Source organism: Paraburkholderia silvatlantica, assembly GCF_003096715.1.
Classification (GTDB): domain Bacteria; phylum Pseudomonadota; class Gammaproteobacteria; order Burkholderiales; family Burkholderiaceae; genus Paraburkholderia; species Paraburkholderia silvatlantica.
In genome coordinates, this window is sequence record NZ_QEOL01000015.1 from 165,151 (window position 1) to 181,984 (window position 16,834).

Consider the following 16,834-nt stretch of genomic DNA (forward strand, 5'->3'; position numbering starts at 1 on the left):
CTTCACCCGCCGCACACGATCGCCGTGAGCAGCAGCGGCACGACCGATTGCACGGTGGCGTCGCTGTTGGCGTCACGCACGCGCGAGCGCACCTTCTCCGCGGGCGCGGACACGACCACGCCGTAAAGCGGCGAGGTGATCTCCTTGCCGGCGCCGCGCTTGAAGAGCGTGTCGTCGCGGTCGTAGCCGAGCACCACGTATATCGGGAAGCCGAACGCGCTCAGGCGGGTGCCGCGCACGGGGCTGAACGCGTTGACCGAATTCGCTTCGACGCGGCTCGGCTCGGGCTCGATGGATTTTTCGTCGATGAGCGACGATATGAACGTGTGCGGATCGGACTTGCAGTCGAACTGCTGGTCGCGCGCGGCGGATTGCGCGGATTGCGCATGCGCGGCCACCGGAACCAGCAGGGCGGCAAAAGCGGCGAGGCCGCTCAGTGCGTTGCGCAGCGTGGTGGCCGGGAACGCGAATATCACGGGAGTGTGGTGCTTGGTCATGGCTAGAGCAGCAATGCCGGGTGAAGACCGGTTGATTCCATTCGACAGCCGGACTTCGTTCGTGTTCAAAGCTTACGGCACATAAATTGCGCGGGCCGTGCGCCCGCGCACATCTGCATGCCGGATCGGGGAGGTTACAGCATCGACTTCGCCTGGCTCAGGATCTTGTCGCAGACCTGCTTTGCGGCCTCCTCCTTGAGGCCGCCGCCCGTGAGGTCGAGCTTCTGTCCGTTGCCGGCCGTAAGGATGCCGCCCGTGCCCTGCGTATAGCCGCTATCGGTCGTGTTCGCGCCGCCGGGCAGCTTGCTAAGCAGCGAGTCTTTCACGCTGCTCGCGGCGTCGGCGTTCAGGTAATTGTTCTTGATGCAGTACTGCAGCACGCCGGTGACGTTGCCGAGACTGTTCGAGGTGAGCGAAGGCGCCGAAAGCGGGTTGCCGAGGCCGCCCAGGTTGCCGAGCGCACCTTGTGCCGAGCCGCCGCTGTTGGCGCCACCGCTGCCGCCCTGGTTGAGCAGGTTGCCGAGCTGCGCCTGTGCGGCGCCCCAGGGGGCGAGCAGCGCCAGGGTCAGGGCGGCCGTCAACGCCGTGGCGACGCCCGGCGTGGCGACGCGCGGAACAGAGGTTTGCATACACGAATCTCCGTGGTGGTTCAGTGCGCCCTTACTATAGACGGATTCGTTTTCGCGGCCTCGCTACGTGACGCCGCACGAGCGTTCGGTTGGCGGCGGTGCAACCGGTGCGAAGCGCGCAACGGTTTCGCTGTGACCGTTTCGTGTTGCATCGGATGATTTCATCGGCGTGTCATTTGTTGCGGGCACAACAATGACGGCGCAGGAGCGAATCGGGGTGTCTGGAGACGGTGGTGTCTCTCAAGTGGTATGCATGCGTTCGGAATCGTGCGGGGCGCGGACCCCGCGCCGGCGACGCAACGAATGAACCTGTTACAACTGTATTGACGCTGTAAAACACCACGTTTACAGGCCTTTTTTGGCAGTATTCCCGGCGATTCAAGGTGGAGATTGTTTCTAACCGTAACACTTATTACGGCCCTCCTCATCGGCTGGTTTCAGGTGGTATGCTTCCTGCACAAATTCTCCCTTGCACGAGTGAGACCACGTTTATTGCGTCAATACAGTGAAAGAACGCACTGCCAGAGTGCGCCTCGCGACGCAAATGAACACGTCATATAAGCATATGGTGCAACCGAGCTAGCCAACGCGGGCAACAAGATCCGCGAGCCAGTGCTCCGTCAATGCAGCCCCGGTCCGGCTGCGTGGAGAACAGCATGAATTTCGAAGAACTGAGCGACGACGAGTGGATGCAGGTGTCTTCGCTCGTGTCAGATGAACCTCCAATCAGGCTTAACCGGCGCGGCCGCCCTCGCGCCGAGCCGCGCGTCGTGGCCAATGCCGTCCTCTGGATTCTCACCACCGGTGAGTCGTGGTCGCGCCTGCCCGCGCGTTATCCGTCCGGGCCTACCTGCCGCCGCCGTTTCGAGGAATGGCACGGCAACGGCACGTTGATCGAGCTGGTCGAACTGCTTTCGCAGCGCGGCCGCAAGTTCGTTTATGTGCCCCAGCCCGCGCAGGCCGATGCCCAACCCGTTGCAGTCGCAGTCGAAGAAGTCGCCGAGGACGACGGCCAGCCGGCCGTGTTCTGGAAGAGTCCCGAGGCCTGGCAGGCGCCCGCCGCGCTCGCCGACGCGCCGCTTGCCGATCCCATGGAAAGCATGATGCGTCAGCTCGCGGGCGGCGAACCGGCATGGCCCGCTTCGCTCGATGCGCCTGTCGTGTCCAACGCCACGACGGCAGCGAGTGCGTCGACCGTTGCGAGTGCGACGCGTTCGCAAAACGATGCGCCGTTCGCACCGTTCTCGCCTTCCCGCGTGAGCAAGCCTGTTGCGACTCGCGCGATGCCGCGCGACGCGTCGCATCGCAGCGTGCACCCTGCGGGCGGCGTGGTGCAGGTCGCGGAATGGCGCGGCTATACGATGAACCTCACCGTCCAGCCCGTGCGCAACCGCATGTTCCGCGGCGCCGTGGAAATTCTCAAGGACGGCAAGCGCATCGAGCGCTCGGGCCTGATCGGTCCGCCGTTCCAGGATCGCGAATCCGCGCGGAATTTTGCCTTCGACTGGGCGCGTGAATGGCTCGAGCGCGAAGGCATGGCCGAGTCCGCGTCCGGCGCTTCGTGGCCGGGTTCGCATCCCGCGAGGCATGCCGCGTCGAACGGTGCGGCACAGAGCGCTTCGCAAACGGCGTTGCCCGGCGCCGCACCGCACGCGCCCATCCAAAGCCCAGGCGTCGCGCGCGGCGATCCGTCCGATGCCGCCGCCGCGCGTGCGTTGCCTCCGGCCGTGGGCAGTGTGCGGCTTGCGCCGCTGCAAGCGCCGGTACAGCGTTACACCGCCACCGGCGCACTGCTCTCGGGCAGCGAAGCGCGCGAAGCCAATACGGCGTCGTCCGGCACCGCCGAACGCCGCACGGCCGACGTCGCCGGAACGCGCTACCGCACGCTCTCGCGCTGATCCTGCAAGGCCGCGCGCGGTGCGCGCAGCCTTCCTGCATTGCCGCTACTGCTTTCTTCACTGCCTGCCGTACTGATCGTCGAGACGCACGATATCGTCTTCGCCGAGATACGAGCCCGACTGCACCTCGATGATTTCGAGCGGCATCTTGCCGGGATTTTCCAGTCGATGCGACACGCCAAGCGGGATGTACGCCGACTCGTTTTCCGAAACGATGAAGCGTTCTTCCCCACGCGTGACGAGCGCGGTGCCGCGTACGACGACCCAGTGCTCGGCGCGATGGTGATGCATCTGCAGCGAGAGGCGTGCGCCCGGCTCGACCACGATCCGCTTGACCTGGAAGCGCTCGCCGCTGTCCACGCTGTCGTAATGACCCCACGGGCGATGCACGAGGCGGTGCGCCACGGCTTCGGTGCGGCGTTCCTGCTTCAGGCGTTGCACGATCTTCTTGACGTCCTGGGCGCGCGAGCGGTCGGCGACGAGCAGGGCGTCCGGGGTCTCCACGACCACGAGGTCCCGGGTGCCGAGGCAGGCCACGAGCCGGCCGTCCGAATGCGCGAAGGTGTCGCTGGCGCCTTCGAACATTACGCGGCCGTGCGCGACGTTGCCTTCGTCGTCCTTGGGCGAAACCTGCCAGACGGTGTCCCATGAACCGAGGTCGGTCCAGCCGGCCGTGAGCGGCACGACCACGCCGCCTGCGACCGTCGGGTCGCCGGCGAGCGGCTCCATCACGGCGTAGTCGATGGAGTTCGAAGGCGAACGTGCGAACGCTTCGCTATCCACGCGGAAAAAGTCGCCGTCTGCCTTGCCGTGCTCGATCGATTCCGCGCATGCGGCGTAGATGGCCGGATGAAAATGGCGAATCGCCTTGAGCCAGGTCGATGCGCGCACGATGAAAATGCCGCTGTTCCACCAGTAGCGCTGCGAAGCGACGTATTGCTGCGCCAGCTCGAAATAGGGCTTTTCGACGAAACCGTTCAGACGCCGCGCACCGTTGGGTTCGGCGTTCGCGAGCGGCTCGCCCACGTGAATGTAGCCATAGCCCACTTCGGGATGCGTGGGCACGATGCCCATCGTCACGATCTGGCCGTTCGCAGCATGACGCACGCCTTCGGCCACGGCGTTCTGGAACGCTTCGAGGTCCGCGAGCGCATGGTCGGCAGGCATGACCACGAGAATGCCGTCTTCCTGCGAGGCGGCCACCGACATCGCGGCGATCGTGAGCGCGGGCGCCGTATCGCGGCCCACGGGCTCGAGAATCAGACGTGCGCGCTTGCCCGCCGCGCGAACCTGCTCGGCGGTGGTGAATCGATGTTCTTCATTGCAGACGATCAGCAACTCCTCTGCGAGCGTCACGCGCTCGGCGAGCGCATCGAGGCGGCCCGCAGTGCTGGCCAGCAGCGACTGCTCGCCAACGAGGTTGATCATCTGCTTCGGATATTGCTCGCGCGACAGTGGCCACAACCGCGAGCCCGCGCCGCCCGCAAGCACCACAGGGCACACCTGCAATGCACTGCGCGTTTCGGCACGCGTCTGGGACGCTTTCGCCGATGCCGTAGCGGAACCCGTATCCGTCATCTCGCTCTCCTGTAAAAGGTATCGGTGATGCGATTTGTAGCATGCTTAAAATCGTCATAAATAGCGCCGTAAAGAAGAAAACGGAAAATATTCGAATTAAATTTAAATCACGCTTCCGTCACATCGGAATTCGGATAAAAAATTCAATAAAAATTCCGTTGCCGGTCGCCGCAATTTCCTGCCGGAACCCGTAATCGGGCCTCCTGCCCGGAAAAATCTGCCGGAACGATCGGGATCCAGAGCCGGTTCAGGAGGGCACCCCGGCAATCTTTGCCGACAAAATTCACAAAAAAAATGACCCGAAAGGGGCGAAACAATTGGAGATACTTTTGAGGCTTGCGGCCTGAATTTTTATCGCGCCTTATTAGGGTTTATTCGGATCAGAATTAGCGAAGCCGGACGCTTTTTTGCGGCGACGCAGTCCCAGAAACTTTTGCAGCGACCGGCCATGATTTGCAGTGCGTGGCCGCGATTCATTTTTTAAACCCGAGGTGCCGGACATGCTCAGCGTTCTAGCCAGAATTTTCGACGTTGCCGCCATTGCCGCTGGAGCGCTGCTCGCGGCCGCCTTGCACCGTGGCCAGTTCGTGCCGCTCACCGACGCGGAGAGCGTGGCGCTCGCGTTCAACTGCGTGCTCGCGATCTGGATGTTCCCGGCATTCGGGATCTACAAGTCGTGGCGCGGCAAGTCGCTGTACGTCCTCTTTGCCCGCGTGTGCGCTGCCTGGCTTGCCGTGGAGGGCACGGGCATCCTGCTGAGCTTCAGCCTGCACCGCGCCGATTCGCTTTCGCGCCTATGGCTCGCGTACTGGGTCGTCGCCTCGGTGGCGCTCCTGATCGTCGCGAAGGCGCTCGTGCACATGGTGCTGCGCGGCATTCGCCGCGAGGGTTACAACCAGAAGGCCGTGGCGGTGGTGGGCGGCCCGCGCTATGGGCGCTTCCTGATCGAGCACATGCGCTTTCACCCGGAAGCGGGCTTTCACCCGGCGCTCGTGTTCGACGAGGACAGCGACGCGGACGGCGCCGCCGCAATCGACGGCGTGCCCGTGGAACGCAACCTCCAGGCCATGCTCGAGTTCGTGCGCAAGAACGAGGTGCGCGAGCTGTGGCTCGCCTTGCCGATCACCAAGGAGCGCACGATTCATCGCATCGTCACCGCCTTGCGCAACGACTTCGTGAACATCCGTTTCATTCCGGACGTGCGCAGCCTGTCCTTCTTCAGCCAGCCCGTGGTCGATCTGCTCGGCGTGCCGGCCATCAATCTCGCGGCCTCGCCGGTCACGGATCTGCGCGTGCTGCCCAAGCGCGTGTTCGACATCGTGTTCGCGGGCGGCGTGCTGGTCGCGCTGGCGCCGCTGCTCGCCGCGATCGCGCTTGCCGTGAAGCTCACGTCGAAGGGCCCGGTGTTCTTCAGGCAGCGCCGCAAGGGGCTGGATGGCAACGAGTTCGAAATCTACAAGTTTCGCTCGATGAAGGTCCATGCGGAAGTCGCGGGGCAGGTCACGCAGGCGCGCCGCAACGATCCGCGCGTAACGCGGGTGGGCGCGTTCCTGCGCCGCACGAGCCTCGACGAGCTGCCGCAGTTCATCAACGTGCTCAAGGGCGAGATGTCGGTGGTGGGTCCGCGTCCGCACGCGCTTGCGCACGACGACATCTACAAGGACCTCGTGCGCGGCTACATGGCGCGCTATCGCATCAAGCCGGGCATTACGGGCTGGGCGCAGGTCAACGGCTTTCGCGGCGAAACCGATCGCGTGGAAAAGATGCGCGACCGCGTGCGCTTCGATCTGCACTACATGCAGCACTGGAGCTTCGCGCTCGACCTGCGCATCGTGGCGATGACCATGTGGAAGGGCTTCGCCGGCCAGAACGCATATTGAGGCGAAGCGAGCGCGCGCAATGCCGGTGTGCGCAACGTTTCGAGTGACATGAAGAACCAATCACTTTTGAGGTGGGCATGAATCTGACGATCATTGGCAGCGGTTATGTGGGTCTCGTGACGGGCGCCTGTCTTGCCGACATTGGCAACGACGTGTTTTGCCTCGACGTCGACGAACGCAAGATCGACCTGCTCAATCAGGGCATCGTGCCGATTCACGAGCCGGGCCTGAAGGAAATCATCGAGCGCAACGTGCGCGCGCGCCGGCTGAAGTTCTCGACCGACGTGGAAGCGGCAGTCGCGCACGGCGACGTGCAGTTCATCGCCGTGGGCACGCCGCCCGACGAAGACGGTTCCGCAGACCTGCAATACGTGCTGGCGGCCGCGCGCAACATCGGCCGCCACATGACCGGTTTCAAGGTGGTGGTGGACAAGTCCACGGTGCCGGTCGGCACGGCCGCGCTCGTGCACGACGCGATCGCCTCCGAATGCGCAAAGCGCGGCGAGAGCCACATGTTCTCGGTGGTTTCGAATCCTGAATTCCTCAAGGAAGGCGCGGCAGTCGAGGACTTCGCGCGGCCCGACCGTATCGTGCTCGGCTGCAACGACGACGTGCCCGGCGAGCGCGCGAAAGAGGTCATGAAGCGACTCTATGCGCCGTTCAACCGCAATCACGAGCGTACGCTCTACATGGACGTGCACTCCGCCGAATTCACCAAGTACGCGGCCAACGCCATGCTCGCCACGCGCATTTCGTTCATGAACGAACTCGCGAATCTCGCCGACCGCGTGGGCGCCGATATCGAGGCCGTGCGCCGCGGCGTGGGCTCGGACCCGCGCATCGGCTACGACTTTCTCTATGCGGGCTGCGGCTATGGCGGCTCGTGCTTCCCGAAAGATGTGAAGGCGCTGATGCGCACTGCCGAGGATTTCGGCGAGCCGCTGCAGATCCTGCGCGCCGTGGAGTCCGTCAATGAAGCGCAGAAGCAGGTGCTCGCACAGAAGATCGTTACGCGCTTCGGCTCCGACCTCACGGGCCGCACGTTCGGCGTCTGGGGGCTCGCGTTCAAGCCGAACACCGACGACATGCGCGAGGCGCCGAGCCGCACGCTCATCGCCGAACTGCTCGCACGCGGCGCCACGGTCAAGGCATACGACCCGGTCGCGACCCCCGAGGCGAGGCGCGTACTCGCGCTCGATCTCGCGCACGCGCCGGAACATCAGGCGCGGCTGTCGTTCGTGAGCGACGCGATGGAAGCTGCGAGCGATGCGGATGCCGTGGTGGTGGCCACCGAATGGAAGGTCTTCAAGGCGCCCGATTTCGAAACGCTCAAGCAGCAGCTGAAAATGCCGATCGTGTTCGACGGCCGCAATCTCTACGAGCCGTCCGCGCTGCGGGAACTCGGCATCGAGTACCACGCCGTGGGCCGCGCGAGCGCGACGCAGGCAAGCCGCGCGCGCGCCGAAGCCGCCGTGACGCAGGCGCTGGCCTGAGCGTTGCCGGGCTACGCATCGTGCATGTCTGGGAAGGGAGTCACGCGACCATGATCAAGAACGTGCTCATCGTTTGCCACGCCAACGTTTGCCGCTCCCCGGCGGCGGAGCAGCTCTTTCGCGAGCGTCTGCGCGAACAGAAGGGCGCGCGGGCGGAATCGTTTCAATCGGCGGGCCTGCGTGCGCGCGACGGCGACGACATGGACCCCGTGATGCAGTGGCTGCTTGCCGAGCGCGGCATGAAGGTGGGCGAGCACCAGTCGCGCCGCCTGACCAGCCGCCTCGTGCGCTCGGCAGACCTCGTGCTCGTGAGCGAGCGCCGCCAGGTCGCCGCTGTCGAGCGCATTGAACCCACCGCGCGCGGCAAGGTGTACGCGCTCGGCAACTGGGAAAACTCCGATGTCAGCGATCCGCATGGGCTTCACGAGTCCGCGTATCGCCAGAGTCTTGAATTGATGGATCGCATGGTAAAGGGATGGTTGAGCCGAATATGCCAATGACAAAACTGAAACTGACGGCGGTGGTCGCGTTGAGCGTCTTCGTTTCCGCGTGCGCAACGGCGCCCGGCAATTATCTCGACACGTCGAGCCTGAAGGAACAGCCGAACAACCAGCCGCAGCAGCAATTCAACGTGCAGCTCATCACGCAGCAAGTCGTGCTGCAGCAGGCACAGGCGGCCGCTGCGCAGCCGAAGGCGCCCCTGCCGCCCTCGAAGTTCGCGAGCGCTGCCGACTACGTCTATCACATCGCGCCGCAGGACATTCTCGGCGTGACCGTGTTCGACCACCCGGAACTCTCGACGCCGCAGGGCTCGACGTTCTCCACGGGCGGCAACACCACGCAGACGGTAGGTCAGGCGCTCACGCAGCCGTACACCAACGCGCTGCCCGGCCAGGCCGACCCATACGGTCAAACCGTCGCCAAAGACGGCACGATCTTCTTCCCGTTCGTGGGCCGCATCATGGCTGCGGGCAAGACGCCCGGCCAGATCCGCGACCAGCTCGCGGCCGGCCTTGGTCCCTACGTGAAGAACCCGCAGGTGGACGTGCGGGTGCTCGCGTACCGCAGCCAGAAGGTGCAGATCACAGGCGACGTGAAGACGCCGGGACCGCTCTCGATGAGCGACGTGCCGCTCACGCTGGTGGACGCCATCACGCGTTCGGGCGGCACGACCGACAACGCCGACATCAACCGCGTGCGTCTCACGCGCAACGGCAAGCTGTACATCCTCGATGCGAACCGCATGCTCGACGGCGGCGATTCGACCCAGGACGTGCTGCTGCAAAACGGCGACGTCATCAATATTCCGGATCGTTCGGATAGCAGAGTATTCGTGATGGGAGAAGTGAAGACGCCCCTGCAGACGAACCTCATTCGCGGCAACCTCACGATCGCCGACGCGCTTACCCAGGCGGGCGGCATTCTCGATACCGACGCGAATCCGCGCCAGATCTTCGTGATGCGCGGCATGAAGGACAACCCGACGCAGCCCGAGATCTACCGTCTCGACATGACCAAGCCCGACGCGATCATGCTTTCGTCGCAATTCCAGCTCAAGCCGCTGGATGTGGTGTACGTGGGCACAGCCGCTTCGACGACCTTCAACCGTGTATTGCAGCAGGTGCTGCCGACCATCCAGACCGTCTTCTACCTGAAGCAGATCACGAAGTAAGCGCGCGAATCGCAGCGCTTCGAGAGAAGACGCAGGAGCAACACCTAAACAACGGGATTGAATCGTGACCATACAAGCCAATAGCCAGGCCGCTCCGGCGGTCCGCACCGAGGAAGAGGACGTCGTTCTCGGCCAGTTGCTGCGCGTCATCATCGACGACATCGGCTGGCTCATCGCGATCGCGGCGGCGGTGATCGCCATGGCCGTGTTTTACTGCTTTATCGCCAAGCCGGTCTATACGGCCGATACCCAGGTCCGCGTGGAGCCCTCCGACTACACGTCGCAGGCCCTCACGCAAACGCAGACGGGCGCGAACATCAGCTCGGGATCGTCGGCGGGCAGCTTGCCCACCGACGCCGAGATCCAGATGATCAAGAGCCGCAGCGTGGTCGAGCCGGTGGTGAAGCAGTTCAAGCTGAATACCACTGTCACGCCGGTCATGCTGCCCCTGATCGGCAGCCTTTCCGCACGCCTCGCGACGCCGGGCACACCCGCGCGTCCGTGGTTCGGCTTCAGCAACTGGCTCGGCAGCTATGCGTGGGGCGGCGAGGTCATCAACGTCGACTCGGTCGAGGTCACGCCCGAACTCGAAGGCAAGAAGCTCACGCTCACCGCGCTCGACCACGACCGCTATGTGATTTCGACGCCGGACGGCGCACGCCTGCTCGAGGGCACGGTCGGCCAGGTCGAACAGGGCGGCGGCGTGAAGCTGCTCGTGAGCAAGCTCGTGGCGCGTCCGGGCACCCGCTTCAAGGTCGTGCGGCTGAACGACCTCGATGCGATCAGCGGCTTCCAGAACGCGATCCAGGTGCAGGAGCAGGGCAAGCAGACGGGCGTGATCGACATCTCGCTCGAAGACAACGATCCCGAACATGCGGCGGCAATCGCCAACGCGGTGGCGCAGTCGTACCTGCGCGAACACGTGGCGACCAAGCAAGCCGACGCGAGCAAGATGCTCGACTTCCTGCGCAGCGAACAGCCGCGCCTGAAGGCGGACCTCGAGAACGCCGAAGCGGCGCTCACGGCTTACCAGAGCAAGTCGGGCTCGATCAACGCGAGCGACGAAGCGAAGATCTATCTCGACGGCAGCGTGCAGTACGAGCAGCAGATTTCGGCGCTGCAACTGCAGATCGCTTCGCTGCAACAGCGGTTCGGCGACCAGCATCCGGTGCTGATCGCGGCGCGCCAGCAGCTCGCGCAACTGCAGGCCGAGCGCGCGAAGTACGACACGAAGTTCCGCGACCTGCCGGCGACGGAAGTGAAGGCCGTACAGCTGCAGCGCGACGCGAAGGTGGCTGAGGACATCTACGTGCTGCTGCTCAACCGCATTCAGGAGCTTTCGGTGCAGCGCGTGGGCACGGGCGGCAACGTGCATATCATCGATCCGGCCCTGCGCCCCGGCAACCCGTCGAAGCCCAAGAAGCTGCTGATCGTTTCGGCGGCGTCGCTGCTCGGCATCATTCTCGGCACGGGCTTTGTGCTCATGCGCCGCAACATGTTCAAGGGCATTGTCGATCCGGACCAGATCGAGCGCTCGTTCCAGCTGCCCGTGTACGGTCTCGTGCCGCTTTCGCCGGAGCAGATCGCGCTCGAAAAGCGCGGCCCGGTACCCGGCGGCACGCGTCTGCGCGACGTGCTCGCCAACGCGCGCCCCAAGGACCTCACGGTCGAAAGTCTGCGCAGCCTGCGCACCTCGCTCCAGTTCAGCGTGATGGACGCGCGCAATCGCGTAGTCATGCTGACCGGTTCGGTGCCGGGCGTCGGCAAGAGCTTCTTGACCGCGAACCTCGCCGTGCTGCTTGCCCATTCGGGCAAGCGCGTGCTGATGATCGACGGCGACATGCGCCGCGGCGCGCTCGAACGTCATCTGGGCGGCCCGCAGGAGAACGGCTTTTCCGAGCTTCTCTCGGGGCAGATTGCGCTGGACGAGGCGATTCGCGCGACCGAAGTGGACAACCTGCACTTCATTTCGTGCGGCCGTCGTCCGCCCAACCCTTCCGAGCTGTTGATGTCGCCGCGCCTTGGCCAGTACCTCGAAGGTCTGTCTAACCGCTACGACGTGCTGCTCATCGACTCGCCGCCGGTGCTCGCCGTGACCGACGCCGCCATCATCGGCGGCCACGCGGGCTCGACGTTCCTCGTGCTGCGTTCGGGCATGCACACCGAAGGCGAAATCGCCGAGGCGCTCAAGCGTCTGCGCAACGCCGGCGTGCGTGTGCAGGGCGGCGTGTTCAACGGCGTGCCGGCGCGCACGCGCGGCAACTACGGCTATGGCTACGCGAACGTGCGCGAGTATCTGAGCGCATGACGACTACGTCCTCATCCAGCACAGCAAAGGAGAACACGCGATGAAAGTGACCGTGCTCGTGCCGACCTATCGGCGTCCTGATGATCTGTCGCGCTGTCTTTCGGCGCTGCTGCGCCAGCAGCGCACGCCCGACGAGATCGTAGTGGTGGCGCGCGCCGACGACGAGGCGACGCACGCGTGCCTCGCCGAACACGTCACACCCCGCGTGCTCAACGTGGAAGTGGCCATCGTCGAGGAGCCGGGGCAGGTGGCGGCGCTCAATCGCGGCATCGAGGCCGCGACGGGCGATGTGATCGCCATTACCGACGACGACGCCGCGCCGCGCGCCGATTGGGTCGCGCGCATTGCGGCGGCATTCGAGTCCGATCCGAAGCTCGGTGCGCTGGGCGGGCGCGACTGGGTGCACGAAGGCGGCCGCGTGATCGAAGGCGAGCGCACGCTGGTGGGCAAGTTGCAGCGCTCGGGCCGCATCATCGGCAACCATCATCTGGGCGCGGGCGGCGCGCGCGAAGTCGATCTGCTCAAAGGCGCGAACATGAGCTACCGGCGCGCGGCGATCGGCGGCCTGCGCTTCGACCGCCGCCTGCGCGGCACCGGCGCGCAAACGCATAACGACATGGCGTTCAGCATGAGCGTGAAGCGCTCGGGCTGGAAGCTCGTGTACGACCCGCTCGTGGCGGTGGACCACTACCCCGCGCCGCGTCCGGGCGAAGACCCGCGCAACGCGCAGACGCTCGCCTCGATCCGCAACGCCGCCTACAACCTGCATCTGATCCTGCTCGGCCATCTCACGCCGCTGCGCCGCGAGACCGCGTGGTGGTGGTACGCGCTCGTCGGCACGCGCGTGTATCCGGGCCTCGTGCATACGGGCCTGAGCGCCGTGCGCGGCGGTTCCGCGGCCGCGGCATTCGCCCGCTGGCGCGCGGTGCGCGGCGGCGCACGAGAGGCGCGCCGCGCGCTCGTTTGAGCGGCGTGGCCAACGACTACACGGAGGACCCCGAATGAGCGGTACGCAAGTCCACGTCCACCTTTTCTATGGCGCCGATCCGCGCCGTTATCGCAAAGGCGAGAACATCGGCAGCCTGTATGGTTACCATCACGCGGAATCTGCGGAATTCGCCCTCAATTACGCGCAGGATGCGAGCGAGAGCACGCCCATGCGCTTCATGCGGCGCGCGCTGAAGGCCGCGTGCGGCTTCGACTTCATTCATGCCTGGCGCAACCGCCGCGCCATTCTGCAGTCCGACGTCATCTGGACGCACACCGAGCAGGAGCATCTGGCCGTGGCGCTGGTGCTGCTGATGAACGCGAAGAAGGGCGGCGCGCGCCCGCTGCTGCTCGCACAAAGCGTGTGGCTGCTCGACCGCTGGCCGGGCTATGGCGCGCTGCGCCGTGCGATCTACAAGCGGCTTCTCGAGCGTGCCGACCTCCTCACCACGCTCGCGAGCGAGAATGCCGCGCTGTGCGGCGAGTACTTTGGGCGCGAGGCGCGCCACGTGCTCTATGGGCTCAATACCAGCGATTTTCCGCTGCGTCCGCCCGCGGAGTGGGCGCCGCACACGCCGGTACGCGTGGCCGCGATCGGCAACGACCGCGACCGCGACTGGACCACGCTCGTCAGCGCGCTCGGCAACGATTCGCGCTACCAGGTGCGCATCGCCACGCGCCGGCGCATGCCGGCATCGGCTCGCGCGGACAACGTCGACATCGTGCGCGTTTCCGGCATCAAGCAACAGCATGCGCTGTATGACTGGGCGGACCTTGTCGTCGTGCCGCTGCGGCCCAACACGCACGCTTCGGGCATCACGGTGATGCTGGAAGCCGCGGCGCTCGGCAAGCCGATGATCGCGACGAAAGTCGGCGCGCTCGAAGACTACTTCGACGACAAGGCCGCCTCGTATGTCGAGCCGTTCAACGCCGAGCAGCTGCGCGACGCCGCGAATGCGCTCGTGGCCGATCCCGCGCGCGCGCTCGCACAGGCGCGCGAAGCCTGCGAGCAGTTGCGCACGCGCGATCTCACGACGCAGCACTTCGCCCGGCAGCACGCCCAGCTCACGCGCGAGATGCTGCACGAGCGCGACGCGCGCAACGGCGAGTCGATCGCGGGCGAACCCCAGGGCCGGGGCGTCGCCGCGCGCGGAATGTGAGCATGGACGTCACGACCGCTATTCCCGCACCTGCACCCGCGCCGGCAAGCCCGCAAGGCCGCCGCCGCGGCGGCCTGCGCACCCTGTTAGGCCGCGATACACTGCCGCCGCTCGCCTTGTGGGTGTTCACGGCGCTGCTGATCGGTGCGCACCAGGGCACGGTGCTCACGCTCGCGTTCCCTGTGCTTTCGATCGCAGTGGGCTTCTGGCTCTACTTCGTGAACCCGGTGCGCTATATCGGCTTCATGTGGTGGCTGTGGTTCCTGAGCCCGGAAGTGCGGCGTCTGGCCGACTACGGCAAGGGTGGCTTCACGCCCACCAGCCTCATTCAGGTCGCGCCGCTCGCCGTGACGATGATCAGCGGCATTTCGCTGCTGCGCTACTACCCGATCCTCGGGCAGCGGCGCGGCCTGCCGCTCCTGCTCGCGCTGCTAGGCATCGGCTATGCGTTCGTGGTGGGCGTGGTGGGAAGCGGCCCGGCCGCGGCGGTCTATGACCTCGCGAACTGGATCTATCCGTTCCTGATCGGTTTTCACATCATGGTGCTCACGCGCCAGTATCCCGAGTGCAGCAAGACCATCATCAACACCTTTATCTACGGCATGCTCGTGATGGGCGCGTACGGTCTCGTGCAGTTCTTCATCATGCCGCCGTGGGACGCCATGTGGATGATCGGCTCGGACATGAACTCGCAGGGCGACCCCGTGCCGCTCGGCGTGCGCGTGTTCAGCACGATGAATTCGTCGGGCCCGTTCGCGTTCGCGATGATGGGCGCGATGGTGTTCGTGATGGCCGCGAAGCATCGCGTGCGCTGGATCGCAGCGGCGTTCGGCTTCTTCTCGTTCGCACTCTCGCTCGTGCGCTCCACCTGGGGCGGCTGGGCGATCGCCATGGTCATCCAGTTGATGAAGTCGAGCAACAAGGTGCGCATCCGCATCATCATCAGCGCGGTCGTGCTGGCGGGCGTGTGCGTGCCGCTGCTCACGTTCGGCCCCGTGGCCGACCGCATGCAGCAGCGCCTGAATACGCTCGTGAACCTGAAGGACGACCAGAGCTACGAGGCGCGTAACCAGTTCTATGCCGACTTCGCGAAAAAAGCCTTCACGGATGTGACGGGCGAGGGCCTCGGCGCCACCGGCGCATCGACGAAGCTCTCCAGCAACAACGGTCAGCTCGGCCAGTACGGCAGCTTCGACAGTGGCGTGATGAACATTCCGTTCGTGCTCGGCTGGCCCGGCACGCTGCTCTATATGTCGGGTGTGCTGTGGCTGCTCGTGCGTGCGGTGCGCGTATCGTTTCGTCTGTCCGACGACCGCTACGTTTGCGCGTGCCTGAGCCTCGCGATCTCGATCTTCGCCATGCTCGTGTTCACCAACTCGCTCGTGGGCACCGGCGGCCTGCTGCTCTTTTCGAGCGTGTTTTCCATTCTCAGCGCGGGACATTGGACGAAGCTTCAACGCCAGTCCAATGTCCGTACCACGGAGGTCTCCGATTGAGAGTCGCAATCGTCACGCATGTCGTGCGTCACAATGACGGCCAGGGCCGCGTCAATCATGAAATCGCGCGCGCCGCGCTCGACGAGGGGTTCGAGGTGACGCTGGTCGCCTCGCATGTCGCGCCCGAATTGCTCGCCCATCCCAAGGTGAAATGGGTGAGCGTGCAGCCATCGCGCGCATGGCCCACCAACCTGCTGCGCCAGCAGGTGTTCGCGCTGAAGAGCGCGCTGTGGCTGCGCCGCAACCGGCGCGAATACGATGTGCTGCATGTGAACGGCTTCATCACCTGGGCGCATGCCGATGTCAACACCGCGCACTTCGTGCACGGCGGCTGGGCGCGCAGCAAGTATTACCCGTTCGGTCTCACGCGCGGCGTCTGGTCCGCATACCAGTTCGTCTACACGCGCGCCAATGCGGTGCTGGAGCGCTGGGCATACCGGCGCTCGCGCGTGATCGCCGCAGTCTCCCGGAAGGTCGCGGACGAAATCCGTGCGTCGGGCGGCGACCCCGTGGAGCGTCTCGACGTGATCTACAACGGCGTGGACACGCGCGGCTTCTCAACCGCGAGCGCGGACCGCGCGAAATTCTCGCTGCCCGCCGACGCGTTCCTGCTGCTCTTCGTGGGTGACCTGCGCACGCCGCGCAAGAACCTTGGCACGGTGCTGCACGCGCTCAAGCAGATGCCCGGCAACGTGCATCTGGCTGTGGCCGGCTACCTGCCGGGCAGCCCGTATCCCGGTCTTGCACGCGAGCTGGGCATCGAGTCTCGCGTGCATTTCCTCGGCCTCGTGCGCGAGATGCCGACGCTCATGCGCTCCGTCGATACCTACGTATTTCCTTCGCGCTACGAAGCGATGAGCCTGTCGCTGCTCGAAGCGATGGCGGCGGGCCTGCCCGTCGTGACGGCGCGCACGGCAGGCGGCGCGGAAATCATCACGCCCGAGTGCGGCATCGTGCTCGAAGACCCCGACGACGTGCCCGCGCTCGCCAACGCCGTGAAAACGCTCGCCGCCGACACGCCGCGCCGCCTCGCGATGGGCGAGGCCGCGGCGGAGCTTGCCACGCAGTTCGGCTGGGCGCGCATGGCCGCGCAGTACATCGCGCTCTACCGGCAACTGGCCGGCGACGCGAGCGAGGCCGTGCGCCGCGAAGAACCCGCGTTCGCCGCTGCGACGCTGCCGGGCGGTCAATCGCTCCAGCGCGCAGAAACCCCCTGATAACCGCATACGTGCAGAA

13 protein-coding genes are annotated in these 16,834 nt (G+C 65.4%); 10 read left to right on the forward strand and 3 right to left on the reverse strand.

Features of this window, described 5'->3' with window-relative positions; translation table 11 throughout:
* Window positions 1-2 precede the first annotated feature (2 nt).
* Both C7411_RS20740 and C7411_RS20745 read right to left on the reverse strand, forming a co-directional pair.
* Window positions 3-497, reverse strand: a complete 495-nt coding sequence (locus tag C7411_RS20740) for a hypothetical protein (protein ID WP_110385929.1) — start codon at window positions 495-497, stop codon at window positions 3-5.
* Window positions 498-631: 134 nt separating this feature from the next.
* Window positions 632-1,126: a DUF2501 domain-containing protein gene (locus C7411_RS20745; RefSeq protein WP_110385930.1), complete on the reverse strand. Its 495-nt coding sequence runs from the start codon at window positions 1,124-1,126 to the stop codon at window positions 632-634.
* Between the two features lie 656 nt (window positions 1,127-1,782).
* On the opposite strand from C7411_RS20745, the gene C7411_RS20750 reads away from it, so the two are divergent.
* A complete protein-coding gene (locus C7411_RS20750) occupies window positions 1,783-3,024 on the forward strand; it encodes a transposase (RefSeq protein ID WP_165822848.1) in 1,242 nt (413 codons plus the stop codon).
* Window positions 3,025-3,081: 57 nt separating this feature from the next.
* Here C7411_RS20750 and C7411_RS20755 read toward each other — a convergent pair whose 3' ends face one another.
* The gene (locus C7411_RS20755) at window positions 3,082-4,602 is read right to left on the reverse strand and encodes a mannose-1-phosphate guanylyltransferase/mannose-6-phosphate isomerase (RefSeq protein ID WP_110385932.1); all 1,521 of its coding nucleotides are present in this window, start codon (window positions 4,600-4,602) and stop codon (window positions 3,082-3,084) included.
* 500 nt (window positions 4,603-5,102) lie between these two features.
* On the opposite strand from C7411_RS20755, the gene C7411_RS20760 reads away from it, so the two are divergent.
* The 9 genes from C7411_RS20760 (at window position 5,103) to C7411_RS20800 (ending at window position 16,815) form a co-directional block, all read left to right on the forward strand.
* The gene (locus tag C7411_RS20760; protein ID WP_110385933.1) at window positions 5,103-6,482 is read left to right on the forward strand and encodes an undecaprenyl-phosphate glucose phosphotransferase; all 1,380 of its coding nucleotides are present in this window, start codon (window positions 5,103-5,105) and stop codon (window positions 6,480-6,482) included.
* A 77-nt stretch (window positions 6,483-6,559) separates the two neighbouring features.
* Entirely contained in the window at window positions 6,560-7,975 is a 1,416-nt protein-coding gene (locus C7411_RS20765; RefSeq protein WP_110385934.1) for a UDP-glucose dehydrogenase family protein, read from the forward strand.
* Window positions 7,976-8,025: 50 nt separating this feature from the next.
* Window positions 8,026-8,475, forward strand: a complete 450-nt coding sequence (locus C7411_RS20770) for an arsenate reductase/protein-tyrosine-phosphatase family protein (protein ID WP_110385935.1) — start codon at window positions 8,026-8,028, stop codon at window positions 8,473-8,475.
* A complete protein-coding gene (locus C7411_RS20775) occupies window positions 8,472-9,647 on the forward strand; it encodes a polysaccharide biosynthesis/export family protein (protein WP_110385936.1) in 1,176 nt (391 codons plus the stop codon). The genes C7411_RS20770 and C7411_RS20775 overlap by 4 nt, the downstream gene beginning before the upstream one ends.
* A gap of 61 nt (window positions 9,648-9,708) precedes the next feature.
* Window positions 9,709-11,955 (forward strand): polysaccharide biosynthesis tyrosine autokinase, encoded by a 2,247-nt coding sequence (locus tag C7411_RS20780; protein ID WP_373682618.1) that lies wholly within the window; start codon window positions 9,709-9,711, stop codon window positions 11,953-11,955.
* Between the two features lie 40 nt (window positions 11,956-11,995).
* A complete protein-coding gene (locus C7411_RS20785; protein ID WP_110385937.1) occupies window positions 11,996-12,922 on the forward strand; it encodes a glycosyltransferase family 2 protein in 927 nt (308 codons plus the stop codon).
* A gap of 34 nt (window positions 12,923-12,956) precedes the next feature.
* Complete coding sequence (locus C7411_RS20790) at window positions 12,957-14,102, forward strand: glycosyltransferase (protein WP_110385938.1); 1,146 nt, start codon at window positions 12,957-12,959, stop codon at window positions 14,100-14,102.
* Window positions 14,103-14,104: 2 nt separating this feature from the next.
* Entirely contained in the window at window positions 14,105-15,598 is a 1,494-nt protein-coding gene (locus C7411_RS20795) for a glucose-6-phosphate isomerase (RefSeq protein WP_110385939.1), read from the forward strand.
* Window positions 15,595-16,815, forward strand: coding sequence for a glycosyltransferase family 4 protein (locus C7411_RS20800; protein ID WP_110385940.1), 1,221 nt, complete (start codon window positions 15,595-15,597; stop codon window positions 16,813-16,815). The genes C7411_RS20795 and C7411_RS20800 overlap by 4 nt, the downstream gene beginning before the upstream one ends.
* The last annotated feature ends 19 nt before the right edge of the window (window positions 16,816-16,834 follow it).

Bases quoted from the DNA above. Each gene is read 5' to 3' on its own strand.
- C7411_RS20740 (WP_110385929.1), bottom strand. From the start codon at position 497: ATGACCAAGCACCACACTCCCGTGATATTCGCGTTCCCGGCCACCACG.
- C7411_RS20760 (WP_110385933.1), top strand. From the start codon at position 5,103: ATGCTCAGCGTTCTAGCCAGAATTTTCGACGTTGCCGCCATTGCCGCT.
- C7411_RS20775 (WP_110385936.1), top strand. From the start codon at position 8,472: ATGACAAAACTGAAACTGACGGCGGTGGTCGCGTTGAGCGTCTTCGTT.
- C7411_RS20750 (WP_165822848.1), top strand. From the start codon at position 1,783: ATGAATTTCGAAGAACTGAGCGACGACGAGTGGATGCAGGTGTCTTCG.
- C7411_RS20765 (WP_110385934.1), top strand. From the start codon at position 6,560: ATGAATCTGACGATCATTGGCAGCGGTTATGTGGGTCTCGTGACGGGC.
- C7411_RS20745 (WP_110385930.1), bottom strand. From the start codon at position 1,126: ATGCAAACCTCTGTTCCGCGCGTCGCCACGCCGGGCGTCGCCACGGCG.
- C7411_RS20795 (WP_110385939.1), top strand. From the start codon at position 14,105: ATGGACGTCACGACCGCTATTCCCGCACCTGCACCCGCGCCGGCAAGC.
- C7411_RS20785 (WP_110385937.1), top strand. From the start codon at position 11,996: ATGAAAGTGACCGTGCTCGTGCCGACCTATCGGCGTCCTGATGATCTG.
- C7411_RS20755 (WP_110385932.1), bottom strand. From the start codon at position 4,602: ATGACGGATACGGGTTCCGCTACGGCATCGGCGAAAGCGTCCCAGACG.
- C7411_RS20770 (WP_110385935.1), top strand. From the start codon at position 8,026: ATGATCAAGAACGTGCTCATCGTTTGCCACGCCAACGTTTGCCGCTCC.
- C7411_RS20790 (WP_110385938.1), top strand. From the start codon at position 12,957: ATGAGCGGTACGCAAGTCCACGTCCACCTTTTCTATGGCGCCGATCCG.